18 protein-coding genes and 1 pseudogene are annotated in these 24,861 nt (G+C 42.3%); 5 read left to right on the forward strand and 14 right to left on the reverse strand.

Translation table 11 applies throughout. The features are described 5' to 3' along the window. Positions 1–183 precede the first annotated feature (183 nt). Positions 184–2,088, reverse strand: a complete 1,905-nt coding sequence (locus ACFX4H_RS13615; RefSeq protein ID WP_377435612.1) for an endonuclease MutS2 — start codon at positions 2,086–2,088, stop codon at positions 184–186. A gap of 714 nt (positions 2,089–2,802) precedes the next feature. On the opposite strand from ACFX4H_RS13615, the gene ACFX4H_RS13620 reads away from it, so the two are divergent. Together ACFX4H_RS13620 and ACFX4H_RS13625 are read left to right on the forward strand one after the other, a co-directional pair. Further along, a complete protein-coding gene (locus tag ACFX4H_RS13620; protein WP_377435613.1) occupies positions 2,803–4,104 on the forward strand; it encodes an aminotransferase class V-fold PLP-dependent enzyme in 1,302 nt (433 codons plus the stop codon). Between the two features lie 19 nt (positions 4,105–4,123). Next, the gene (locus ACFX4H_RS13625; RefSeq protein ID WP_377435614.1) at positions 4,124–5,377 is read left to right on the forward strand and encodes a dicarboxylate/amino acid:cation symporter; all 1,254 of its coding nucleotides are present in this window, start codon (positions 4,124–4,126) and stop codon (positions 5,375–5,377) included. A 371-nt stretch (positions 5,378–5,748) separates the two neighbouring features. On the opposite strand, the gene ACFX4H_RS13630 is transcribed toward ACFX4H_RS13625, so the two are convergent. The 4 genes and pseudogenes from ACFX4H_RS13630 to ACFX4H_RS13645 all read right to left on the reverse strand — a co-directional run bounded on the left by ACFX4H_RS13630 (position 5,749) and on the right by ACFX4H_RS13645 (position 9,434). Next, positions 5,749–6,621, reverse strand: a complete 873-nt coding sequence (locus tag ACFX4H_RS13630) for a MurR/RpiR family transcriptional regulator (protein ID WP_328136623.1) — start codon at positions 6,619–6,621, stop codon at positions 5,749–5,751. Between the two features lie 859 nt (positions 6,622–7,480). Beyond that, positions 7,481–7,699, reverse strand: a pseudogene (locus ACFX4H_RS13635) (adenosine deaminase); the annotation flags it as partial. A gap of 16 nt (positions 7,700–7,715) precedes the next feature. Beyond that, on the reverse strand, positions 7,716–8,780 hold the full coding sequence (locus ACFX4H_RS13640; protein ID WP_377435615.1) for an ABC transporter ATP-binding protein: 1,065 nt from the start codon (positions 8,778–8,780) through the stop codon (positions 7,716–7,718). 15 nt (positions 8,781–8,795) lie between these two features. Further along, positions 8,796–9,434, reverse strand: a complete 639-nt coding sequence (locus ACFX4H_RS13645; protein WP_377435616.1) for an ABC transporter permease — start codon at positions 9,432–9,434, stop codon at positions 8,796–8,798. 92 nt (positions 9,435–9,526) lie between these two features. Here ACFX4H_RS13645 and ACFX4H_RS13650 point away from each other — a divergent pair, with 92 nt between their 5' ends. The 3 genes from ACFX4H_RS13650 to ACFX4H_RS13660 all read left to right on the forward strand — a co-directional run bounded on the left by ACFX4H_RS13650 (position 9,527) and on the right by ACFX4H_RS13660 (position 12,783). Beyond that, entirely contained in the window at positions 9,527–11,062 is a 1,536-nt protein-coding gene (locus ACFX4H_RS13650; RefSeq protein WP_057278334.1) for a maltose/glucose-specific PTS transporter subunit IIC, read from the forward strand. A 31-nt stretch (positions 11,063–11,093) separates the two neighbouring features. After that, positions 11,094–11,786, forward strand: coding sequence for an N-acetylmannosamine-6-phosphate 2-epimerase (locus ACFX4H_RS13655; RefSeq protein WP_377435617.1), 693 nt, complete (start codon positions 11,094–11,096; stop codon positions 11,784–11,786). 154 nt (positions 11,787–11,940) lie between these two features. Beyond that, entirely contained in the window at positions 11,941–12,783 is an 843-nt protein-coding gene (locus tag ACFX4H_RS13660; RefSeq protein ID WP_034304744.1) for a MurR/RpiR family transcriptional regulator, read from the forward strand. Positions 12,784–12,905: 122 nt separating this feature from the next. Here ACFX4H_RS13660 and ACFX4H_RS13665 read toward each other — a convergent pair whose 3' ends face one another. From ACFX4H_RS13665 to ACFX4H_RS13705, 9 genes are all read right to left on the reverse strand, one after another. After that, positions 12,906–13,355: a YfmQ family protein gene (locus ACFX4H_RS13665; protein WP_377435618.1), complete on the reverse strand. Its 450-nt coding sequence runs from the start codon at positions 13,353–13,355 to the stop codon at positions 12,906–12,908. A 210-nt stretch (positions 13,356–13,565) separates the two neighbouring features. Then, positions 13,566–13,760, reverse strand: a complete 195-nt coding sequence (locus ACFX4H_RS13670; RefSeq protein ID WP_034304228.1) for a hypothetical protein — start codon at positions 13,758–13,760, stop codon at positions 13,566–13,568. Between the two features lie 1,672 nt (positions 13,761–15,432). After that, a complete protein-coding gene (gene pdxR / locus ACFX4H_RS13675) occupies positions 15,433–16,863 on the reverse strand; it encodes a MocR-like pyridoxine biosynthesis transcription factor PdxR (RefSeq protein ID WP_241635461.1) in 1,431 nt (476 codons plus the stop codon). Positions 16,864–17,032: 169 nt separating this feature from the next. Next, on the reverse strand, positions 17,033–18,601 hold the full coding sequence (locus tag ACFX4H_RS13680) for a SagB family peptide dehydrogenase (protein ID WP_034304236.1): 1,569 nt from the start codon (positions 18,599–18,601) through the stop codon (positions 17,033–17,035). Between the two features lie 23 nt (positions 18,602–18,624). Beyond that, positions 18,625–20,568, reverse strand: coding sequence for a TOMM precursor leader peptide-binding protein (locus ACFX4H_RS13685; protein WP_249599284.1), 1,944 nt, complete (start codon positions 20,566–20,568; stop codon positions 18,625–18,627). Further along, a complete protein-coding gene (locus ACFX4H_RS13690; protein WP_377435619.1) occupies positions 20,565–22,508 on the reverse strand; it encodes a putative thiazole-containing bacteriocin maturation protein in 1,944 nt (647 codons plus the stop codon). The genes ACFX4H_RS13685 and ACFX4H_RS13690 overlap by 4 nt, the downstream gene beginning before the upstream one ends. 25 nt (positions 22,509–22,533) lie before the next feature. After that, complete coding sequence (locus ACFX4H_RS13695) at positions 22,534–22,773, reverse strand: hypothetical protein (protein WP_377435620.1); 240 nt, start codon at positions 22,771–22,773, stop codon at positions 22,534–22,536. A 401-nt stretch (positions 22,774–23,174) separates the two neighbouring features. Further along, positions 23,175–24,470, reverse strand: a complete 1,296-nt coding sequence (locus tag ACFX4H_RS13700) for a uracil/xanthine transporter (protein ID WP_377435621.1) — start codon at positions 24,468–24,470, stop codon at positions 23,175–23,177. Continuing rightward, positions 24,467–24,673, reverse strand: coding sequence for a hypothetical protein (locus tag ACFX4H_RS13705; protein WP_241635469.1), 207 nt, complete (start codon positions 24,671–24,673; stop codon positions 24,467–24,469). Before ACFX4H_RS13705 ends, ACFX4H_RS13700 begins: the two co-directional genes overlap by 4 nt. Positions 24,674–24,861: the final 188 nt, after the last annotated feature.

The raw sequence follows: 24,861 nt of genomic DNA on the forward strand, positions 1-24,861 counted from the left end.
TTATGTATTCCTTTTTAGAAAGGGTATATCCACACGAGAATGTAAGCCAAAAAAGTATGAGCCCTGTTAAAACAGAACTCATACCCTGCCGACGTCTAATTTTTTTTGTGGAAAACGGTTATCACAACCGCTTTATTACAATTCCATAAATCATCCATTTTTCCCTTTCAAAATTTCCCCTGTCTATTCACCAAGCTTCTTCCGGATATCCGCTGCTACGTTCTTTAGCGCCTTTTTCGATCCCCGCTCTAAGTCATGGTTCAATTTCCTTTCTTTGTAGCTGACAAATAAAGAATCGAGATCATAGCCTTCAGGATATAAATCGACGGCCTTTATTTCAAGCTCGAGCTTATTGGCATGAACCTCCCTGAAGGTATCTTCGAAAAGTACGACGACATTATTGAAGGAGTCCTTTTTCTTATAAACGATCGCGTATCCATTCAGTTCGCTTACCTTCACTTTGTCGCCGACTTCATATTCATAAGATGATTCTTTAGGAACGGCCGCTGGCTTCGCTTTTTTGATTTTACTTTCCTGGACACGCTCCAAGTCGTAGTCTTTATTTTCGATATAGAGCTTTGCCTTTTGCAGAACCTTTTCACGGACATTCATTTTTTTGGCTATCCAAAGGGCATTGCTTTCCCCGGATTGACCGATCAACAGCTTGTATTTTGGCTCAAGTGTTTCGCTGTTGAATTGCATGGCCGCATTCATGAAATCACTGTGTATTTCCGAATAGCGCTTGATTTCACCATAATGGGTCGTCGCAACGGTTATGCACCCTCTTTGATAAAACTCCTCAAGGATGCTAATCGCCAATGCGGCTCCTTCATTCGGTTCCGTTCCGCTCCCGATTTCATCGAACAGCAGCAAGGAGTTATTGGTTATTGCCCCCATGATTTCCGAGATGTTTTTCATATGCGATGAAAACGTGCTCAGTGCATTTTCCATGCTTTGATTATCACCGATATCGACGAATACCTGGTCAAAGACGGCAAGCTCCGTCCCCTCTTTCCCTGCAACATGCAGTCCTGACATGACAGCCAATGTAAGGATGCCGATCGTTTTCAGGACGACAGTTTTACCCCCGGCATTAGGGCCTGTAATAATCAAGCTGCGATAGTCCTTACCGATTTCAAAATCCAAAGGTACGCTGTCTTGCGGCAATAGCGGATGCTTACAGCCCGTTAATTTAATATAACCGTGATCATTGATTTTCGGTTCGATGGCATCCATGCTTTTACTGAACTTGGCCTTTGCGAAGATCATGTCATATTGACTGATCAACTCGATGTTTATCTTGATCGGTTTCAGCTGTTCGAAAACCGTTCCGGATAATGTGGCCAAAAGTTGATACTCTTCCATCGATTCCTCCGCCTTTAAGCTTGCCAATTCTACATTCAATTTCGTAACAGAGGCAGGTTCAATGAACACGGTAGCCCCTTTTGCCGATACTTCCACGATTGTTCCGGCCACTTGATTTTTATAGGAGGCTTTGATCGGGATGGTGTAGCGATCATCCTTTTTACTGATGAAAAATTCCTGAATGAACTCTTTATTGGCTCCACTCTTCAAGAACTTATTCAGCCGTTCCTCTATTTTACTTTCTGTCTTGATGATTTGGTTCCTGATCCGTTTCAGGTCCTTGCTTGCTTCGGAAACGACAGCATTTCCCTTTATGGTGAATTGGATTTCTTCTTCAATGCTCCTGAATTCGGTCATGGAGCGGGCGTAGGAATGCAATGTCGGTGCAAAGAACTCTTTATCTGTCATGAATTTCTTGATATTCCTGCAGCCTCTTAAGAAATCTGCTATCGCCACTAACTCTGACGGCTCCAAAATCATTCCTTTTTCCAGTTTGTCGATATGGAGGCCAATATGTGAAATGCCCTTCAAGGGAATATGGCTTTCCGCATTCAGTAAATTCCTTGCCTCCGTGGTCTCGTTCAAACGACTTTTAACGACCTTCAAGGTGCCGCTCGGCTTAAGCCGATCCAATAACGCTTTTCCTAAACCGCTTACGCAATGGTTTTTGACCATTTCCTTGAGTTGGATATATTGTAATTTTTCATAAGTCATTGTATTCATCTAATGATCCTCCTTGAATGAGTGAGTGAATGAAATTCCCGAATCCAAAAAATGCCCGCAATGGTCCCCCTACCTTTACAAATGAACAAGCCATTTGAGTAGAAAGCTCCTGCGGGCATCGGCCTTATCCATGGATAAGTACCTGAAATCGATAACAAATAGGGCAGCTCGAATAGACCTGCGTACACAAAAAAGCATGATAGGACAAATCCCACCATGCTTTTCGCCGTAACACCTGCATGTTACACGAATTATGGAAAAGGAAGCAGTCTTAAGGTAGGTATCCACAATGCAGAATTGCACTGTGAAAAAAGGCATACGTAATCCACTGACATAACAGTGATTAAATACCTTATTCAACTAAATTAGTTGATACCTACTCCCGACATAAAACACCACACCTTTTCTTAGATTGGAATTAACATACCATATCAGTAAGAAAGAGTCAATTCATTTTTTGCCGTTTTCCTAGTTTAATCTTTATGTGTCACTTTGACCGATAATTTGTGTATATGTAGAGTGTTATTTTGCACATTCTAATTATAAAACCAACTACCTCCATAAGTATATTTCCCAATTTTCTTAATTGTTTAAATTTTTTTAATATTTTATTGTAATCAAGAAATAGCTGTGATAAAGTCAAAATGAAGAAAATTCTTCATTTTATTTTTTTTACGAAGAATATAAAGCACTTAAGCAGAGGAGGATCAATTTATGCACGTTTACAATTTTGGCAAACTAATGAATGAGAAACTATTAGCCGAAATACGTGAAAAATTTGCTTTTGTTGACCACGATCCAGACTATGGAGAAAGACTGTTTTTTGATAATTCAGGCGGTTCTTTAAGATTAAGAGAGGCTATCAAAATTAAGGAAAAAATCGATTCATTACCTGATTGTCCGGAAAGGTATCATCAAAGAGCAATAGATTTTAATAAAATTATGGACAGATGTACTGAAGATGTATTAAATGTGATGTTTGGGGCAAAATCCGATTCCCTAATTACCGATTTAACGGCATCTCAATCAATGTTTAAAATGGTTTCAACTGTTATTGAGAATGTCGAAGGAACCAATGCAGTCACTACTAATATCGAACATCCTTCTGCTTATGACGCAGTAAAATTCTATTGTAAAAAGAACAATAAAGAATTTAGGGTCGCTGAAGCAAATGTTCATACAGGATTTGTTGAGCCTGAATCCATAGCCGAAAAAATTGATAAAAATACTATTTTGTTAAGTGTAATAGCGTCAAGTAATATTTCAGGAAATATTATGGATCTCGAGAAGATTATAAAAGCAGCTAGGGCGAAAAATCCAGAGTTATATATTATTGTCGATGCCGTGCAGCATATGCCACATGGAACTCTGAATGTAAAAAAACTTGGTATAGATGGAGCAAACTTTGCACCATATAAGTTTATGGCAACAAGAGGAATTGGATTTGCCTATATTTCTGATAGACTATCGAAACTTCCACATCAAAAACTATATGCAAAAGATGACAGTGTTTGGGAACTTGGTTCCCCTACACCCGCTTTATTTGCATCCATGTCGGCAGTTATCGATTATGTATGCTGGTTAGGTTCATATGACAGTATAGAAGACATGTCTAGAAGAGATTTGTATCTTAAGGGTATGGAAAAAATAGTCTTACATGAAAGAGCACTGCTGCATCGACTACTTGAAGGAAGTGATAAAATTGAAGGATTGAGACACATGGATAAGGTAAAAGTTTTTGCAGATTATCCAGATTTAACGAAAAGAGACCTCATCGTTGCAATTGGAATTGAGGGGAGAGATTATGAGCAACTTAGAAAAGATTATCAGGATAGAGGAGTTACCGTATATGAACGTGTCAATACAAGTGTTTATTCCAAACGTATACTAGAAGCGATCGGCATAACAGGTGCTATAAGAGTTTCACCCTTCCATTGTCATACAGTAGATGATATCGATAAATTTTTATCTGTAACAAAAGAATTATCTGTCACTAGAGAATTGGCAAATTCATAATTTATGGGGAGGGCTATTAATGAAGAAAAAATTAGGGCTCGGTACAAAAGTTTTTATTGGATTTGTAATCGGTATTATACTAGGTTTAATTTTTAAAGAAAAAATATTAATCGTTAAACCTATTGGAGATATCTTTTTAACACTAATTAAAATGATTGTTGTTCCACTTATATTCTTCTCCATAACTTCTGGGATATTTAGTATTGGTGATGTCCAAAAATTAAAGAGAATCGGAACAAAAACTTTAGTCTATTATATTGGAACGACTTTATTAGCCGGTGGTATAGGTCTTCTAGTTGCACACTTATTTAAACCTGGAAAAGGAATAGATATAGCTAATATAGAAACCTCATCGGAATATGAAGCTTCTGAAATTCCTACTTTTGGAGAAACGATATTAGGTTTATTTCCTTCAAACCCTATGCAGGCTCTTGCAGAAGGGAATCTGATGCAAATTATTATCTTCTCCTTGTTCTTAGGTATCTCCATCGTATTAATCGGAAACAAATCCGAAACTCTTAAGAAGTTTTTTAATGAGGGTACCGAAGTGATGTATAAGATGACAGGTATCATAATGGCATTTTCTCCTATAGGTATAGCTGCGTTAATGGCTTGTACCATTGGTGAATACGGCTTGAAGATATTTGGACCTTTGGGCAAATTTATTTTAGTTGACTATATAGGCTTGATCTCTGTAATCATTTTGATGTACCTATTTATGCTAAAATTCATAGCTAAATTTCCAATATCTAAGTTTTTTAAATCAATCGGTAAAATTTGGATAGTGACTGCAAGTACAACAAGTAGTTCCGGAACTTTACCCGTTACCATTTCTGTTACAAAGGAAGACTATAAAGTAAAAGAGGAACTAGCACAGTTTACACTTCCTATTGGAGCAACTATGAACATGAATGGTGCCGTTGTGTATTATGCTGCTGCAGTCATATTCGTATCCCAAATATATGGAATTGAAATGCCATTAAGTCAACAATTACTTATTATTTTAATGACCACATTGATTTCCGTTGGATCCCCTGGCATTCCTGGCGGTGGTATTGTTATGACAATAATGTTGCTAACTACATTAGGACTGCCAATGGAAATCGTTGGAATGATTGCTGGTATTTATAGAATAATTGATATGGGGCACACTACCTTAAATGTTACTGGTGACGTAGTCAGCACATTATGCATAGCACGTAGTGAAAATATGTTTGAAGATGAGTATCTTAAACCTACAGAAAAAATTGTTAATAAAACGAACGCATTATAAAATAAAAATCCACTAAATTATTTATAAAAAAAGGGTTGTAAAAAAATAATTTTTTACAACCCTTTTTTTTTGAATAAGGAATGATCGAAGCTTCATTCCAAGCTACCGCATTCATTCTTTCATCAATTACATAAGCTGGGGGCACTTCTAACTGATTAAGGAAATTTTGGAGGGGCGGGTTAATCCAAGTTAACGACTTTAATACTTCCAGAGGATATTGTCTGTGTCAGAATTGCAAGAATGTACATGTGCCCGGGTTCCTTATTGTCCAGTTGAAGCACACTTGCTAAATTTTTCTTTTAGAAATGTCGTAACTTTTTTCAAAACTTCGGGACTTTTTACAAACATCGGGACTTATTTCAAATACACATTTAATACATCCCAAACTGACTGATATGTTTATTAATTCTTTCTAACTTTTCTTCACTTTGAATAACTGTTGCCCTACTTACATGTGTACATATTAATTCTGCTAAAAATAATACCGGAGTATATGAATTGAAGAAAGCATTACTATCCACTGAAACTAAAAGTAAAACATCAGCAAAATGTGCTATGGGCGCTGTGGCTTTATCAGTAATTATGACAACTTTTGCATTGGCCTCTTTTGCCATTTTGGCTGCTTCAATGTCTACTTCAGAATATCTTGGAAATGAAAAAATAATGACACAATCATCCTTACTACATGAAGCTAAGGTATCAAACGGTGTAAATGAATTAGTACTATTAATAACTATATTATCTATAACCTGATTAAGGAATACTCCCATTATCTCCGTTAAACCAGTTCTAGCTCTACTACCTAGAATATAAACTCTTCTAGCATCAATGATATAATTTATTGCCTTGTTAAATTCTGCAGATGAGTTTTTCTCTGAAATAGAGAAAATATTTTTTTCAAGTATTTTTAAATTGTCATTTAATAAATCTGATTGTTTAACTTTATCATAACTCAGCTTTAATCTTTCAGAAGGTATGGTAACATCATCAGATATTGCCAAACTTCCTTCATAACACTGCTCTCTTAGATACTTTTGAAAATCACTATATCCAGAGAAGTCCAATTTCTTAGAGAATCGGATAATGGTCGCATTGCTAACATTTAATCTTTTAGCCAATTCTATTGAAGTTACAAAACACGCATCTGTTAAATTATTCAATATATATTCTGCTATTTCTTCTTCTTTTTTTGTTAACTTGGAGTTACTTATAATTGATTTTAAGGACTGTTGTGATGAATCCATCTAATATACCTCCATATTCCTCTATTGGTTATTATATAAGAAAATAGAATTATTTAAAGCATGAAGCATTTGTATCAAAAGCTGTTCCCATGATTAACAACCAACTAAAGCCACTTTGGTCAAACCATTATTTTTCCGAAAGTGATTTGTAAAGGTATTAAGTAACTTAACCCATCTCACAAAAAAGTTCTTAGTCCTTCGTAAGCTATTCTTAAACAATGTACAATCAATTTGAGTATAAAACAAAAAAAGTCACTTTGACTTCTATTCCTTTCACCCATTGGAATGTGAAACCCTAGCGAAGCATCCTATAGGTAGGCAATGGATCATTCCATTCAAAAAAAACAAAAATGCAGCCAAGCCCATGGTACTCCCTTTACATTGTCTGAATATTTACTTTAAAATCGGGGTATGTTATCCTTATATTGACATAAACTAAAAACAGCCTCATGCGCTAACATGAGGCTGACAACTAGCAAGAGTGGTTGGTCACAACTAACTTAATTAATCGTCAGAAGAAGAACCATTGCCATCTTGGGAGGATGAGTGGTTCTTTTTCCGTTTCTTGGCGAACATAGACAGGATAAGACTGGTTGCTACTGCAACAAATATCTCTTTACCCATATCTGTTATCAAGTTCAATAAGAAATGAATCAAGCGGTCACCTCCTTTCCAATCTATCATTAGATGGAAAAGCAAAGCGTGACCTACCACTCTATCCTCAGTTGTTCCTCTATTTTATCATATTTTTACCTTAATGGTAATTATATGAAAATAAACAAATCCAGCTAACATTTGATGCATTAAGAAAGGGGATTATCCATTGGATAATCCCCTTTTCGGTTTAAGCTTCATCACGCGTCACCACCGTACTTTCAATGTGGAGATGGATATCGATCAGGCCTGGAACCATATACTTCCCCTGTCCATCGACGATTCGATCCGGCTCGAAGGCATCCAATTCACGTTCTCCAATATAATAGAACTTTCCATCCTTGATGGCTGCATTCCCTTTAATGAATCTTTTAAAATAGCTGTTAAACACGTTGATATCCCTTACAAGCATATTCATTCGCATAACTTACCCTCCTAAGCTAGTCAACAAGCACCATCTGATTTCTCGGAATTTCAAGGATGATTTCCTGACCCGTCCGGTAGGATTCCGCCATTTCCTTGTTCACAGTGAAATCTCCTATTGGAGTTTCAACGACATATTGATAGCTTCTTCCAAGATACGTACTTACCTTGACCCGGCCAGGTAAACTATTTTCCTGAACAGCTCCCGTGTTATCTTTTTCCCTGATCAACAGATCGTCCGGCCTGATGGCGCCTATTTTTCCCGTTGAATTGCTCATCTGCGGATCCTTGTGCAGTACAAATGAGTATCCAGATTTGTTCAGTTCGATTTTACCGTCATGATCTGTCCGCTTATCGAAGTCAATGAAGTTCTTGAAGCCGATGAAGTCCGCGACAAATTTCGTTTCAGGATATTTGTAAATGGTCGCAGGGTCACTAAGCTGTTCGATGATCCCTTTGTTCATGATCGCCACCTGGTCGGATATCGAAAAGCATTCTTCCTGGTCATGGGAAACATATACCGTTGTAATCCCCAGCTCTTGTTGGATACGGCGAATCTCGACTCTCATATTCACCCTTAAGTTGGCATCAAGATTACTCAATGGTTCGTCAAATAAGAGGATGTCCGGCTCAATCACCAGCGCCCTGGCAATCGCAACCCGCTGCTTTTGCCCTCCGGAAAGCTCTTGGGGATATCGTTTTTCAAAACCTTTCAAGTTAACGATCTCGAGCACATTCATTACCTTTTTTTCGATTTCACTTTTAGCATTCTTTCTCAGACGGAGACCGAATGCAATATTATCGAATATCGACAAATGCGGAAATAATGCATAGTTTTGGAACACAAAGCCAAAGTTCCGCTTGTTGACGGGCACTTTCGTATAGTCCTTTTCCTTGAATAAGAACTTCCCTTCATTCGCCTGTAAAACCCCGGCAATTAAACGGAGGGTCGTCGTTTTCCCACAGCCGCTCGGGCCAAGAAGGGATACCAGTTTCCCTTTTTCAATCTCTAGATTGAAATCCTTTAATATATTCTGTTTGTTATAGGCTACAGATATATCTTGTAAAGTGAATAAAGCCACCCATCATTACCTCCTTTATCGTTTTGTGAAATATGACAATCCCATGAGCCGTTCTACTATAAACATGAAGAAAGCGGTTATGAACATGAGCAATACGGAAATGGCCGAAATGGTGGGATCGAAGTAGTTCTCCACATACGTCAGCATCTGAATTGGAAACGTACTTACCCCAGGGCCTGTCATATAAACTGAAATGTCTACATTATTGAAGGATTCCAAGAAGGCGATCATGACTGCTGCCAGAATTCCTGATCTTATATTCGGGAGGACGACTGTAAAGAATGTGCCCAATTTACTCGCTCCGAGACTCTCGGCCGCTACTTCAATGGAAAAGTCAAAGTTTGATAAGCTTGAAGAAATCACACGGATGATGAAAGGCAGCATGATAACAGTATGTCCCACAAACAGGGCCGCATATATCGGAAGCTGATAAGACCCCACAATAAAACGTAAAAACGCAAAGCCCAGCACAATTCCCGGTATTAATATCGGCGAAACGAAAAAGGCATTTATCACGCTTTTCCCTTTGAAATCAAACCGGCTTAATGCATAGGCGGCCGGCACTCCCAGTAACAGTGCCCATGATATTATTGAAAACTTTTTCAGAGAAATAAGCACAAGATTGAAAACAGTTGATATAACCTTGCACCGCATTGAAAACGCTCTCAATGGGATTTAATATAGCTAGTATAGAGCGATAAAAAATAAAGAGTATCAAAGGCTCGTTAAATGAGGGAGGAATCATTATGAAGAAAGCTTTCGAGAAAGCGCAGCAGTTCGGTAAATCTTTTATGCTCCCGATTGCCGTTTTGCCAGCGGCCGGTTTATTGCTGGGAATTGGCGGTGCTCTTTCCAATCCAAATACAGTTGAGGCTTATCCATTTTTAGACTTTGCTTGGCTGCAGGCCATTTTCACGATCATGAGTTCTGCGGGAAGCATCGTATTCGGAAACTTGCCGGTTATTTTTGCCGTAGGTGTTGCAGTAGGATTGGCACGTTCGGATAAAGGGACCGCTGCATTGGCAGCCATGATCGGCTATTTCGTCATGAACAGTTCAATAAATGCACTGCTTCAAATAACCGGGGAACTTGCCAAAGAGAATTTGGCAGGTGCCGGACAAGGAATGGCGGTCGGGATCCAAACACTGGAGACCGGTGTGTTCGGCGGTATCGTAGTAGGGATCGTTGCCGCACTTTTGCACAATAAATATAATAAAATTCAGCTTCCGCAAGTGTTAGGATTTTTCGGGGGTTCACGTTTCATTCCCATCATCGTTTCCTTCGCATCCATCTTGGTTGGAGCCGTGCTTTTTATCGTATGGCCTTATTTCCAACTTTTCATAAACCAATTAGGTGCACTGGTAACGAGCACAGGTACGATCGGGACTTTCTTTTACGGATTCATATTACGGATGCTCGGGCCGTTAGGGCTGCACCATATTTTCTACCTTCCCTTCTGGCAGACAGCTTTAGGCGGAACGATGGAAATTAAAGGGCAGCTTGTCAGCGGGACCCAGAATATCTTCTTTGCACAATTGGCCGACCCAACTACCGTCAAGTATTATGAGGGTGTTTCCCGCTTCATGTCGGGACGGTTCATCACGATGATGTTTGGTCTGCCTGGCGCGGCATTGGCCATTTACCATTGCGCTAAACCTAAAAATAAGAAAGTCGTGGCCGGTTTGCTGCTTTCAGCTGCCTTGACCTCTTTCTTAACAGGCATCACAGAACCGCTTGAATTCAGTTTCTTATTTGTCGCACCGATCCTTTATGTTTTTCATGCCTTGTTTGACGGACTTGCCTTCATGATGGCAGATATATTCAATATCACGATCGGTCAAACCTTTTCTGGAGGATTTATTGATTTTACTTTATTCGGGATACTCCAGGGCATCAGTAAAACAAACTGGATTTATGTACTTTTCGTCGGCATTCCGTGGTTTTTCCTATACTACTTCACTTTTAAATTCTTGATCAGGAAGAAGAATTTGAAAGTGGTTGGCCGTGAAGATGATGAACAGGCCGCTGTTACACAAGTAACGGCATCAGAGAGAACCCAGACCATCGTTAACGGATTGGGCGGACAGGAAAATATCGAGATCGTCGATTGCTGTGCAACCCGTCTCCGTGTCACGGTAAAGGATGAAACATTGGTGAAAGAAGACGTCATAAAACAAACCGGTTCAAAAGGTGTCGTAAAAAAAGGAAACGGCATTCAAATAGTTTACGGTCCCCAAGTGACGATCATCAAAAATGAAGTGGAAGAATTCTTGGGACATTGAGAATATAGACAACGATAAGGACGTGTTAAACATGCAACAGGTGCTGGATAAAATTCACAAGAGCTTAATTGTATCATGTCAAGCATTGGAGAATGAGCCGCTGCACAGCTCTTTTATTATGGGACGCATGGCCATTGCTGCCAAAGAAGGCGGTGCGAAGTGCATTCGCGCAAACTCTGTAGCTGACATAATGGAAATCAAGAAAAATGTGGACCTTCCAGTCATAGGGATCATTAAACAGGTGTATGGACAAAACGATGTCTATATCACTCCCACCATGGCCGAAATCGATGCATTGATGGAAACCAAAGCGGAAATCATTGCGACGGATGCTACAGCCCGTGTAAGGCCGGACGGTAAAACGTTAAAGCAGTTTTATGGTGAAATAAGAGCAAAATATCCGGATGTCCTGCTAATGGCGGATGTATCCACCATTGAGGAAGCCAAATACGCTGACGATTTAGGATTCGATATTGTGGCGCCCACTTTATACGGCTATACGAACGAAACTCTCGGCGAGAAAATATATCAGGATGACTATGCTGTGCTCAAAGAAATAGTAAAAGCAGTGAAAAAAGCGAAAGTGATCGCGGAAGGAAATGTCATCACACCAGAAATCGCCCGCTCTGTATTGGATATGAACGTCCATGCAGTAGTGGTGGGCGGTGCCATTACCAGGCCGCAGCAAATCACCAAAAGATTCGTCGATGCCATCCAAGAATAAAAAATGGCACATAGTAATGAAAAGACCCAGACTGGCAACAACAGTTTGGGTCTTTTCTTTTTCATATTCCTGTTTCCGTTCCTCCGGTTATTGACGTCCCTGCTGGATACATTAAACTATAAATACAGATAAGAAATCCGAAATGGGTGATCAAATGGAATACCTAGCAGAAAACCTCATATATGGCATAGAATGCAGCATGGACAAGTTCACCAAAACAGAGGAAGAATTGGCCCATTATATTCTGCAGCGCCCTGAAGAAGTAAGTCAGTTAACGATCAGTCAAATAGCTAAAAAGCTTCATATTTCACCTGCAACCATTACGCGTTTCTGCCAGAAATTAGCCTTTTCTGGGTTTAATGAGTTCAGGCATGAGTTAAAAAGGTTCGTGGACCTCCGAAATACGCCGAAAAACATGAAGAATATCAAGCAGGTGGATTATTTCGCTAAACTGTATCAAGATCACTTAGGTATCATTGATAATACCTTTCATATAACGACATATGACAATATCCAAAAAGCTGTCTCTTTCCTTACAAAGGCAAATAAGATTCATGTATATGGAATAGGGAGTTCTGGTATAGCGGCCCAGGAGTTCAAGTCCAAGTTCTTTCGTATCGGCTTAACTGTCGAAGCCATCACAGACCCCCATCAGTCCATGATGGATGCAGCTTTAAGTAACGAGACTAGTGTTGTCATCGGCATTTCCATTTCCGGAACGACGAAAGAAGTGATTTCTGCAGTTAAAATCGCAAAGAAGCAAGGCGCATGTATCTTGGTCTTTACTGGAGATAAGAATTCCGAGCTCTCCAAGCTTGGCGACCTAACACTATTGGTCACAAGCAAAAACAGCATGCATATGGGACAAAACATCTCTCCATTGCTTCCGCTCCTTTTGCTTTTTGATTTATTATATACAGAGTTGGTAGCTAAAGATTATAAAAACCGGATAAGCATCAGGGAAAAGACTTTAAAAGTATTAACCGAGACCGACTGACTTTTGGCATCTGAAAGTTATCAGTTTGCTTGCTTAGCTGAACCTGAGCGATAGTCCTTTTTTCGTTATACTTCATAAAAAAACTGCATCTCCAATTGGGGTGCAGTTCACTTTTATTCCTTTTAAACTAAATTCCTTATTACTGGCATGGAACGTTCTTGGAGGCTCTCGGAAAGAAGACTATACGCAACTACTTTATTCTTGTACTGTTTGACTACGTCCACATGGTCGTTGTAAATGTACACATATAATCTAACCTCGTTCTTCCCTTTTTTCACATCCATTATAATGGGAGTCCCGCTGTTCTCTGGATGTAAAAACAATTTCTCGTTCCCGGGAAATATATGATTTTTTTTCAAAAACTTAGCTTCGTTAAAATAATTAAGCACTTGAACTTTATCTTCACCTTCCAAACGCTTTCCATCAAAGGTCACGATTGCATCCGCGTCACTAATTTCAGAATGTATTTTAAATTTACTCATAATCCAATTCACGGCTTCGGTTGGAAGACAGGTAACTAATAATTTAAGCAAACTTAAGATAATTGTCAAAATCAATACAGGCCATGTCATATTTGATCATCTCCGCTACACTATTATTTAATGATTCATCTATATATTTTTCATCCATAATTATGTCGAAAGGATTGTTCACTCAGCTTACAAAGGTATTGTTTCCAGGTATCGATCAGATTCTTTTTGTTCATATTTCCGCCACATTTGTGAATAAATTCACATTCCCATTCATTTTGATAGACAATTATAATAATCATTCACGGTATCTTAGGCTGATTTTATTACGAAGTAGATGATGCCCACAGTTAATACTAGGGCGAGACCGATATAAATATAACTAAGGTTCAACAAATTTCCTCTCGTTGCTGCAGAATAATCACTATCACTTTTCCCCGTTAATGAAAGGGTGCCGACCAGGGCAACTAAACAAATGACCACCACTGCTATTACACTTACCGTCATGAATCAACGCCTCCCAATATTATTTTCTATTTCCTTGTACCATTTAAAATCCTTCCGCTTCTCATCCTATTTCACAGTGTAACTACATAAAGATCGCAAAATCACAGGTAGATCGCTCTTTGTGTTTACTGAGTAAATATATTAGTAAAACCCTTCCCCTCTATAATAAAAGAACAACCATTTTTAGGACCATCCAATTCAGTAAAATTTCCACCATCCACTTGTTGAATTCTCTCGTTAATATCCATAGAGAAAGCGCAAAGCGCCACTTAAGAAATTGCTAAGATACCGCGGATTGCAGGAACTCATGCCTAACTTGCATCTTCAACTCCTCGGGAATGGTTACAATTTTTAGATGTTGATTTCCACTTCAGGCACGCGCTTTTCCCGCAGGAGTCTCGTACCTTCCGTTCCAATCAACTTTGTTTAACATTTAGATGAAACCTTTTTTGTCGACAACAGGAATATGCCATGATGCACATTACATATTTTAGATAAATTTGATAATAATGGCGTTGCCTACCATTTTTATATGGCTTGTACAAAGTAGATGTTGATTTCCACTTCAGGCACTCGCTTTCCGCGGGCGGTCCGCCCTCGGCGCTCGCCTGCGGGGTCTCCCTTCGACGCGCTTTTCCCGCAGGAGTCTCGTACCTTACGTTCCAATCAACTTTGTTTTATTTAGATAGAACCCTTTTGTTCACAAACTAGATAATAATTGTTTGCCGACAGCTTTTTTGTGGGTTTGTAAAATGGGAACGTTGATTTCCACTCCAGGCACTCGCTTTCCGCGGGCGGGCGGGAGCCTCCTCGGCGCGCCTGCGGGGTCTCCCATGCCACGCTTTTCCCGCAGGAGTCTCGTACCTTCCGCTCCAATCAACTTTGTGTTTTAAAAGAAGAAACTGCTGGCTCGTCTTATTCCAAACCCTCTTTAAGATTAGTTTATCCTTCATGTTTTTTCTCCTGTACTCCTTAATGGATGGAAGAAATTTGCGACACTCCTGCCGAATTACTGGCTTGCCGAGACCCCACAGACGCTTGCGTCGAGGAGGCTTGGCAGACAGTCGGCGGAAAGGGAGCGGATTTCTGAAATCAAGCTGGATATTTATTTAGAGAACGTATGAAACTGGTTTTCTTAAAGTTTGTTTACAAAAGGAGATTTCGGAATATCTCAGGATTTACCCTTCATGTTTTTTTCCTGTAACACTTATTGGATGGAAGAAATTTGCGACACTCCTTCCGAATTACTGGCTTGCCGAGACCCCACAGATGCTCGCGTCGAGGAGGCTTGGCAGACAGTCGGCGGAAAGGGAGCGGATTTCCGAAATCAAGCTGGATATTTATTTAGATAAGAACGTATGAAACTGGTTTTCTTAAAGTTTGTTTACAAAAGGAGATTTCGGAATATCTCAGGATTTACCCTTCATGTTTTTTCTCCTGTAACACTTATTGGATGGAAGAAATTTGCGACACTCCTGCCGAATTACTGGCTTGCCGAGACCCCACAGATGCTCGCGTCGAGGAGGCTTGGCAGACAGTCGGCGGAAAGGGAGCGGATTTCTGAAATCAACGGAACTTTTTAATAAAAAAAAACTGCAGGCAAACTGATTTATCATCAAGTTTGTCTACAGTGGGAATCATCATGACTCTCTCTCATGAATATCGCATATGATTATAAACTTTTTACCGCCTCTGCAAACCTTTTGATGCCTTCGTGAATGGAATCCTCATTTTCCCTTCCAAATGTAAAGCGTACGTATTCCTTATTTGTACCTAGCGTTGAACCCGGAACATATATGACTCCTCTTTTGATGGATTCCTCCAGTAACTTTATTTCGTTCAATGGCACTTTCAGCTTACACCACAAATGAATTCCGCCATTTGGCGAATAATAATCTACTTCCTTTTGCAGGAGTTGTTGAAGACTCGAAACCATTGCATCCCTTCTTTTTTCCAGTTGCCTCCTTAAGCCGGCAAGATGGGCAGGAAAATATTCTGAATCCAAAAAATCATTCGCTATCCATTGAGTGAATGAGCCATGACCGAAGTCAACCTGCTGCTTAGCATCCGATAGTCTATCTATGACTGATTTCGGTCCAATGATCCACCCAATTCTTAAACCGGAAGCAACAATTTTTGACAAAGAGCTTATGTATAAAACATTTCCGTTGTTGTCCATCGATTTAAGAGTGGAAATTTCTTCCCCGGCAAAGGATGTTAAACTATAAGGATCGTCTTCTATGACCGGTATTCCATATTCGGATGAAAGCTCAAGAATCCTTTTACGGCGGTTGATATGAAGGACAGTTCCTGTAGGGTTTTGAAATATAGGGTTCAAAAAAATCATCCTGATCCGATGTTTTTTATGAAGTTCCAGTAAATCCTCTGGGTTGATGCCATCTTTATCAACCGGCAAAGGAAAGGTTCTTAGCCCTGCGGATTGAAAGATGGGAAGGTTGTAACTATATGATGGATCTTCCAAAACAACGGCATCCCCTGGCTTTAACAAGCATTGGACCACCAGATGCAGGGCTTGCTGAGCGCCAGAAGTAATGAGTATAGAAGATGGATCCGTGTCAATTCTCCTATACTGTTTAACATGATTGGCTATCGTTTCCCTTAAAACCGCATTGCCTTGAGGGTGATCATAACCTAAGCTACCAATGAAGGATCTATTGGAAATGATCTCACGTAAAGATTGGACTGGAAATAAGTCTTCTGAAAGCTCCCCGCTAGCTAAGTTAATAAGGTTATGCCCTTCCGTTTCTTTACGTATTTTTTGGGTTACTGGCATATTGGGCAAAAAAGAACCCGCTTCGATATATCTATTCCAGCTAGGGATACGTTTTCGGGTAATTCCCCAGATATCTTTGCTGATCATCGTTCCGCTTCCTTTTTTTCGTTCAACCAGCCCATTTGCTTCCAATTCATCATAAGCCGCAACAACTGTGCTTCTGTTAACTCCCAGCTCACTTGCCAGGAAGCGTTCAGACGGTAACGGCTTATCCAATAGGAACGTTCCATCAGCTATGCCATTCTCGATGTAAGCGGCTATTTGTTTATATAAAGGCTTCTTGGATTTTCTGTCCGTTTTCCATTCCATAAGCTACATCCTTTAAAATGTTTAGTTAAAAGCGTACTGCATTAATAACTTTATCTACTTATTCATTCAGTATAATCTTCAGCAGAGATTATTGCACTCTGCCATACTGCAATATAAAAATGAAAGCCTCCATTGCTTAAATGAAATGGAGGTTTTCGTTTCATCTTCTTCAACTATGCAGACTCCCCTTCAGCCAAGGGCGATTCAGATAGGGTCCTATAGGGATTTGAATCAGGCTCGTTTTCCTTTGCGGACCGTCTATCTTATAAAGCTCATCACACATATTCACATCAAAGCCGAGCAGCGGGTGCCCATTCATTCCAAGGGCTGACGATGCCAGCAGTAATTTCTGAACGAGCATCCCCGCCTCCATTTGCTGGATGCGGTATCCTCTATATCCAAGTTGCGTTTTGGAATGGTCCCGCTCACCCACTACATGTATGCAGATCGGCACTTGCTGAAAGTTCATGATATCGAGGGACATTCCGTATTGCAATAGGAGCCGATGATCTCCTGGTTGTATCTGCCGTAATGAATGTGTGGTGCTGTCATAATGGTAGGCACCATCTTGTATGTCTTCCACATTATATAAACAAGCATAGAGGGAAACGCGATTTCCGTTGTTCCCGTTTGTTCCATCCAAGTCATTTCGATAGGAGAACGAAGCGGTTGCCTCCTGCAGGAGAGCGGCCAGTTGCGATTGACTGACTTTCCCGAGCACAAAGTCCATTTCAGGTGAGAAGCGCTTCCGGCAAACTGATGCCAAGTCATAGGACAACCGTTTCACGATAGGAAGGGCTATAATTTTCCCTTCTGATTCCGCCCCATTCTTTGGATGGATCCGCCGGAATGATTGGGTGGATTCGATCATGGATGCTTCATTCATTTTGGTCAGCATCGGAAATTCCTTGATCCTTTGCGACCGAACATAGTGCTCAGGCTGAATTCCCTTCAATTCCAGTAATAATTCCGTCGAAGTGACAGGTCGGTCCATACTCCTTCCTTCCCTAAATCTCCAAGAAGGCTCTGATGATAAGGGGATCGCCGCATACGTGCTCTCTTCCTCCTCCGAAAGCCCGAGCAGATGATTGATGGCCCGATCAAGGAATTGGAAGCACACCCCGGCAGCGATTCCAAAGCGTTTCGCCACTTCGAGCAACTGTCCAAGAAGCACGCCTGCATCAAGACCTTGCAGACGGTATGAAAAGTTATTATATTTGTAGAAGTTTTTCCAAAACATCGTCGATACGAAAACCGTGCCAAAGCAAGCGGACATATCAATGGTTCCACCAAGAGCCTTTGTTACATATGAATCGAAATTCCCTTCCCGCAGCAAAACCAGCCGGTGGTGTGCCGCATCATAATGGTATACGCCAGCAGGTAATCCCTCGATCTTCAAATATACGTACAATTCGCTTGGATACAAAGCCCCCCCTGATGGCGGAAAGCGCCGGAATGACTGCATGAGGTCCTCAGATTCCGAGGATCTCGGTACCTGACTGACTTGGGTCAGGCCATAGGCATACCAGAGGAAATGACCGATTTCTTCGAGATCCTGCTTTGAAGGCCCGCTTCCCCCCTCGAGCGTCAGCGGCACCTCCAGTGATAGCGGAAAAACAGGCAAGTCACGGTAAAGCTTATACGTTAGCGGTGCATCATCCCAATCCACTTCCCAATCCGGCGGACTTGCCTTTTCGATATCAAAATGTAAATTGTGCAAAAATGCCTCTAGACTCATCCTCCAACCTCCTACGTCAACGCTTATGGAAAAGGATGCGGATGCGGATTGAGCTGTTCGAAATCAAGCGGCCGTTCAGCATATCCAAGTTCCATCGGAACCCTCAGTATTCTCTCAAGCCCCGTTATGCGGGTAAGATGATGGCCGAATGTCATCGGCAGCATCCCCGGGATCAGGACTTTCACACAATGTAATCCATTCCGTGCAATTTCCGGTGTCGTCTGATCCACCACAATCACCTCGAGTTGCAATCGGCGAAACGCCTGAAGGATTTCCTGCAAATCTTCCGTCAAGTCCGGATGGTTCACCTTTTCCCCGTATTCTTCAGCGAAAGTTCGCATCGGGCGGTCATCATCCAGCAGAAACTGCAGTCGCTCTTCGGCTTGCGGTAAACCGTACAGCATGCCATGATCATCCATTTTCCGTACCAGTGACGAATCCTGCAGCATTTTCTCAACCTCATCCCGGTTCTCTTCCAATTTATCGTCAAGTGTCAGCATCATGCCGGCCAACTCGAAGACTGCGCTTTTCACAGCCCGGACCGGGTCGAGATGGGCCCCTGCCGCACAGATTATATTCAATCCTTTTTGTTTCCTGTTTTTCGCCAGCGCCCATACGCTCGGTATACCATGTTCCATTGTCGCATTAAACAAATGGATATCATATCCCGCTGCCGCCCTCGCCCTGTCAATCATCAGCTCAAGTTCTTTGTCATTTGCAGAATAAGGGTCAAGGCGTGTGAGCGGCAGCTGCGCATACCAGGTCAGCAGGAACGAATCACGTTCGACCACTTCCATGATGCCGTAGAAAATGGCCTCCTCCATACTTCCCCCTAAAGCACAGCCATTGGAAGTTTCATAGACAAATCCATGACCGCAGCCCAAGCTGTAATACGAAAGCAACTCCGGGACCAAGATCGGCCTCTCTTGCAAGAATGAGTGGCCCCATACCCAATCTATCGAGCGGTCGGGATTAAATGGTTGAAACGGGAAATCATGCTGTGCGTAATTTTCCTTCGAGTGCACCCCGATCCTGGTGGGATCGAGCGCAGAATCTTTCAGGTTGTTGTAGCTGTCATGTATGACTGTCCGTTTACCGCGGGGCTCCATTCCGCAATACCTTTCCAATCCCTCCAATATGGCCGTCATCTCACTGACCGCATATGAAAGAGTCCGGCCAGCCGCCCCCTCATCGCCTATGAATAAAGGTAAATTAACACTTACATCGGCAAATGGCGGCACAAGGTCTATCATTTTATTATTCAGGAAACCTGTGCGGTGGTCCAAGTAATCCTTGGCCAGCAATTCATTCAGCTCATCCATTGAACGTGTTCGGTAACTGTCGGGACTGATTTTCGGACTTGGCTGCAACGAAATCCTAGCACGCTCCTTCGAGTCATCAGGTAATGTTGAGCAAACCGGACACAATGGATCTGGTAAAAAAGAGTGCCACGAACCATTCAGCGTTTTCAGGCTGATTAAAGATACATGCCCCTCCGAACGGGCGCGCTCTCCTTTCATCACCTTCCTTACCTCTGCACAAATCAAGTGTGCCATCTGTAAAAGGCCAGTGCGGGATGCCGCCGGATCACGCTCCATCCCCCCATTTGCCTCCAGCTGCTGGCGGATTCCCCACATTTCTTTTCGATCACGCCCGGCCATGAGATGCCTTTGGTCCGCACACTGTGAACAGCCAGGAACACCCGGGCGCACCAACGGCCCTACCACTCCCTCTCCAAATGATACGAACCCCCGCAGCCATGGAATGCCCGCTTGCCCTATCACCTCTTCCGCCTTTACATGGACAGCGGGATTCCAAGCATCTTGCAGCAGAAGGACCATCGCCGTCGTTTGCGGAATTCCTGCCTCGAAATCGGTTTGGCGATTCACCTGATATTGGCCGGACAGGTCCCCATGAACATGGTCGGCCAACACTCCTTCCCCGACAACCAATACGTCAGTTTTCACCCTGATTCCCCCTCTCGCAAAAACACCCCGAACACTCCTGCCATTTCTTCCTTCAAGAGAAGTTCCAGATTTAATTCGAAAACACAAATTCGCTTACTGTTCTTCTTCAAGACTTGAATGGCGGACTGTACCAGTTCGGAATTCCCTTTCACCCCGCATGAAGGAATCACAAGATTCACCTTTTCTTCTTCAAGAACAGGCGATGCCACTAAACCGGGAGCTGTAAGGCAAACGGTCTGGTTTTGGACTTTCATGACAGCCTTTTGCAATGCATTCCGTAATGCGATCGTTACATTCAAACCGACAGCTCCGGACCAGCCATCGCTCGTTCCTGCCCAAACTACCGGGAAACCTGACACTCCCTCACCCAAGGCGATGATCGGATCTCCCTGCAGCCGGGTCAGTGCTTGTAAATAATACCTGCAGCGCTCATCTTCCACTTGATCCAACTGCACCGTCACAAGTTTCTCCTGGTTGAACCGCTTATTTAAAAACTCCGTTTCCAAACTGCTTTGCAATCCACGGCAGACACATTCAGCAAATGTTTCCCCAGCACCGACACCGATCGATTCCTTTATTTCATCTGCTCCCTGAAGAGGAGGAAGAGTCGCAACGAGCTGGCTGAGTGTTCTGGATGCATATGCTTCAACTCCTGCAAGACCGGTTTCCCTCCTCGCTTCCTCATGCGTCAGATCTGAACGGATGATTTCGGGCAGGAGTCCGGCCGGACCGGACGATAGCGGATCCACGACCTGAACGCGGCATTGAGCCAGCGGCAGCTGTTTTAAATCCCCCTCATCCCAACGATGAAAGATACCGGATTCCGCGGATGTCAACCGGCTGAAATACATAAATACTTTCCCCGGTTCAACCGGGTCCGAATTCTGTTCAAGCCGCCGTTCAAAATCTTCAATCCATGCAGCAGTCCCTTTACCCGTCACGCCAGGGTGGGGAATGAACGGGTGCCATTTTCCCTCCAATGTATCCATATCCAACAGATAAAATTGATTGGCTTGTTCTGCTGTCGTAACGCCTGCAGCGTCTTTAAACCATTCGAATACCATTATATTGGCTAACATCGCTCCGGCTGTGGAGGAAAAAGAAGATGATGCCTGATTCTTTTCCAGCTCAGCTTGATGTAAACGATGCCACGCTGACTCCCAGCACCCCTTGGAATCCGGATGGACGAGCGGTCCAGCCATGCCTACTTGATTGATGATCAACGCAGGAAACAGGATCTTTTCCCCTTGCCTGCAAACCGAATGAAGTTCTCTTAATTCCTCTATATCACCCTCCTGTGACACATATAAGATCGAGTCAAAAGGCCGCACGATCCCCCGCCATTCAATCTCTGTTCCCTTTTCAAGCATGACCTCCTCTATGGCAACCTCGTCGTCTGTCTTACGCGCATGTGCCACGATCTCGTTTAATCTTTTTCTATTGGTCGGTACCGTGTCCGTAATGAAGATATGGAAAGCAGGCAATCCGGATTCGATCAGGGAGGACACCAATGAAAGGAACAGCGGGCCAGAGCCTATGGCCAACACCTTTTTCTTTCGATAAGTTTCAAAACGGTGAGCCCCCGAATCGCCGCAGCTTTCCAGGAATTCGATTTGCGAAGCATACCTTTCAAGAACTTGTTCCCTTAATTGATGGGGACTCTCCTGGCTTACATCCCGAACAAACCCATTCCCGTACAAAACCTCGGCAATTTCCATCACCCGGTTCCGGTATGGGCCAGGCAATCCATCCGTCAACTCGCTTAATGTATGGTTCCCGTTGAACATCGGTAATAACTTTTCAATCCACTGAACGATCGAGGTGCCCTCCATACGGAACGAACTTACGTTATTCCTGAAATACACACCTCTGTTTGGTTCCGGAAGAAAAAACGTATCCCTTTTCACTTTCAAACGCATAGAAGGGGTTAAATTCACCATTCCGCTCCTCCTAACCCGATGCATTCTAAGTACCGCTTTTAGCACAGTACTTCACTTCAATCCTATGTACGACAATTTGTCTCTTATGTCTAATAAAGTAAAGAAAAGTCCCTGCTGCACCGCAGGGACTTTTCTTTAGAAGACCTGAAACCTTAACGTCCGCAACGTCCGCAACGTCCGCAACGACCGCCGCATCCGCCGCAGCGTCCGCATCCACCACAGCGACCGCCGCAGCCAAAGCAGCCAAAGCACAAGAAACAGCCAAAACAACCAAAGCCGCCCACACCTATGAATTGCCGGGACGAATCATCCAAACTATACTGGTTTTGCTCCCAAGGAACTGGCTGAGTCACCTGGAAATCATCGACATTCAGATTTTGCAATTGATTTTGAAATTCATACATCTTATATAACCTCCGTGTATTAATTAATAGGGCAAATCTTAAAACAGGAACTCGAAACGAAATGGTCAGGGAATGAACAGCACATCAAATACTCCCTCCAACAAAATATGTAAGGGGATTGGGTATTGCTACTGATTACAACGCCCATTTCCAATGAAAAAACAGAAAACCGGAAGGGTAATACCCTTCCGGTTTTCATGATCGCCTCTTCAATTAGCATTGTCGTTTCCCTTTATGTATAGCCTTTTCAATCAAAGTCCCATTAGTTATGCAGTTGTTCATAACGAGTCCAGTTGACCGATTTTTCCAGCACGATTGATATCAATACTCCCATTATGAGCCCATTCGTCAAAAAGGGCTGTAATAGCGCGGGCAGGTTCGAAAATGCAGTAGGCAGGACATTCATCAAACTCACGCCAATCAATACTGGTACGGCAAGCCTGAATATCGTGTCTGAAGTGAAATTCTGACCCTTGACGCTGTTGAAAGCCGTACCGAACAGCTGAAGGTACGCAACGAACAATACTGCATTCCCGACTGTTATCGGCATCGTGGCCAGGAAAGAAATGAAAGGGGGAATGAGCCCGATTATGGTCAATAACATGCCTCCAAGCAAGAAGGGCTTCCGCTCATAGATTTGGGTGCTCTGCAAAAATCCAATCGATGAAGTAAAAGGTGTATAAGGAACAAGGCCAAGCAGCGGAGCGAAAATGGTAAATCCGCCAGTCATGAATAAAGAATTTCGATACTGCTTGTGTTCAGCTTCATCACCGATTAATTCCGATGCAGCCTGAATGGAAGCGAACGTGTTGCACAAATTCAGCAATCCTGCAAAAAAGGAAATCGCTATGATCCCGAATTGAAGGTTTGGAGTGCCTAATGGGAAAAATGAAAAAGCGGCACCCGTCGATCCCATTTCTCCCCCGGCCTCCGGAAATAGCAGCTCGTAAAAAATCCATCCCACTATAATCCCGATCAATATGGAGAAATTGCTTATTGTCCTTGGTCCTTTTATTTTTAATATACTGACTAGAAGTACAATCCCCACTGATAGGAAACTGACCGGGATGTTGATTTCGCCATTCTCCGTAATCCCCAGCATCCCCTTAAAGAAGACAAAAATGAGCTGGAATGTCAAAAGGAATAAATAAACCGTCATGACCATGGGAGTGAAAATCTTCTGGACATGAGATATCAGGTTGAAGGCAGAAATAATGAGGGTCACGACACCAGCGGCAATGAGGCCAGTAGCTATGCCCCCTCCTATCTCAGCATAACTGAGCCCTAAGGATGGTGCAGATAAACCTAAATTAAGCATCACTCCCCACAATAGACCGGAGTGACCTTCCATAAGCGGATACTTATGCCCCTTCCACCCCTGAAACACGCAAGCGATCCCGGTGAAAATGAGCGAGCTTCTCATGGTCATTTCCGTAACATTGGGAGGAAGATCAAAAGCTGCGCCAATCGATATGGGCACAACTACCGTATTTGCAAAAATAAAAAACAACCATTGAAAAGAAGAAAATAGAGTCACAGAAGATCTCCAACTTTTCATAGATTCCATCTCCTTTGAACATGATACTTTTCAAACTCATGGTGAATTTCACTTGTCCTTCCCTTGAAAATGGCGAAAGGACAGCACCATGTTAATAGACGCGGTCCCGGATGGTCCGCTGCTGCATTGCTGGACACATGATTTATGTCATATGACCTTTGCAGATGCATGAGAAATGATAACGTTCCCAATAATAGTAACAAAGACTGCGGCTCCCTGCTAATTTGTTTGCTTGGATAAAGGATGCAAGGCAGGCAAACAGAGCGTTTTAAAATATAATAATGATAAAGACTGGGAGGGCTAATTCATATAGCCAAAAAAAATCACTTCCACAGCATATAACAGTTGTAAATAAAAGTACACGGAAGCCGCCAAAAACGAAAAAGGAAAT

This window comes from Peribacillus sp. YIM B13477, from assembly GCF_042787955.1.
Lineage (GTDB): Bacteria > Bacillota > Bacilli > Bacillales > DSM-1321 > Peribacillus > Peribacillus frigoritolerans.

Excerpts from the sequence above, each read along its gene's own strand:
- ACFX4H_RS13615 (WP_377435612.1), bottom strand. The coding sequence starts at position 2,088 with ATGAATACAATGACTTATGAAAAATTACAATATATCCAACTCAAGGAA.
- ACFX4H_RS13700 (WP_377435621.1), bottom strand. The coding sequence starts at position 24,470 with ATGAAAAGTTGGAGATCTTCTGTGACTCTATTTTCTTCTTTTCAATGG.
- ACFX4H_RS13645 (WP_377435616.1), bottom strand. The coding sequence starts at position 9,434 with ATGCGGTGCAAGGTTATATCAACTGTTTTCAATCTTGTGCTTATTTCT.
- ACFX4H_RS13620 (WP_377435613.1), top strand. The coding sequence starts at position 2,803 with ATGCACGTTTACAATTTTGGCAAACTAATGAATGAGAAACTATTAGCC.
- ACFX4H_RS13660 (WP_034304744.1), top strand. The coding sequence starts at position 11,941 with ATGGAATACCTAGCAGAAAACCTCATATATGGCATAGAATGCAGCATG.
- ACFX4H_RS13690 (WP_377435619.1), bottom strand. The coding sequence starts at position 22,508 with ATGGTGAATTTAACCCCTTCTATGCGTTTGAAAGTGAAAAGGGATACG.
- ACFX4H_RS13625 (WP_377435614.1), top strand. The coding sequence starts at position 4,124 with ATGAAGAAAAAATTAGGGCTCGGTACAAAAGTTTTTATTGGATTTGTA.
- pdxR (WP_241635461.1), bottom strand. The coding sequence starts at position 16,863 with ATGGAATGGAAAACGGACAGAAAATCCAAGAAGCCTTTATATAAACAA.
- ACFX4H_RS13665 (WP_377435618.1), bottom strand. The coding sequence starts at position 13,355 with ATGACATGGCCTGTATTGATTTTGACAATTATCTTAAGTTTGCTTAAA.
- ACFX4H_RS13655 (WP_377435617.1), top strand. The coding sequence starts at position 11,094 with ATGCAACAGGTGCTGGATAAAATTCACAAGAGCTTAATTGTATCATGT.
- ACFX4H_RS13680 (WP_034304236.1), bottom strand. The coding sequence starts at position 18,601 with ATGAGTCTAGAGGCATTTTTGCACAATTTACATTTTGATATCGAAAAG.
- ACFX4H_RS13670 (WP_034304228.1), bottom strand. The coding sequence starts at position 13,760 with ATGACGGTAAGTGTAATAGCAGTGGTGGTCATTTGTTTAGTTGCCCTG.
- ACFX4H_RS13650 (WP_057278334.1), top strand. The coding sequence starts at position 9,527 with ATGAAGAAAGCTTTCGAGAAAGCGCAGCAGTTCGGTAAATCTTTTATG.
- ACFX4H_RS13630 (WP_328136623.1), bottom strand. The coding sequence starts at position 6,621 with ATGGATTCATCACAACAGTCCTTAAAATCAATTATAAGTAACTCCAAG.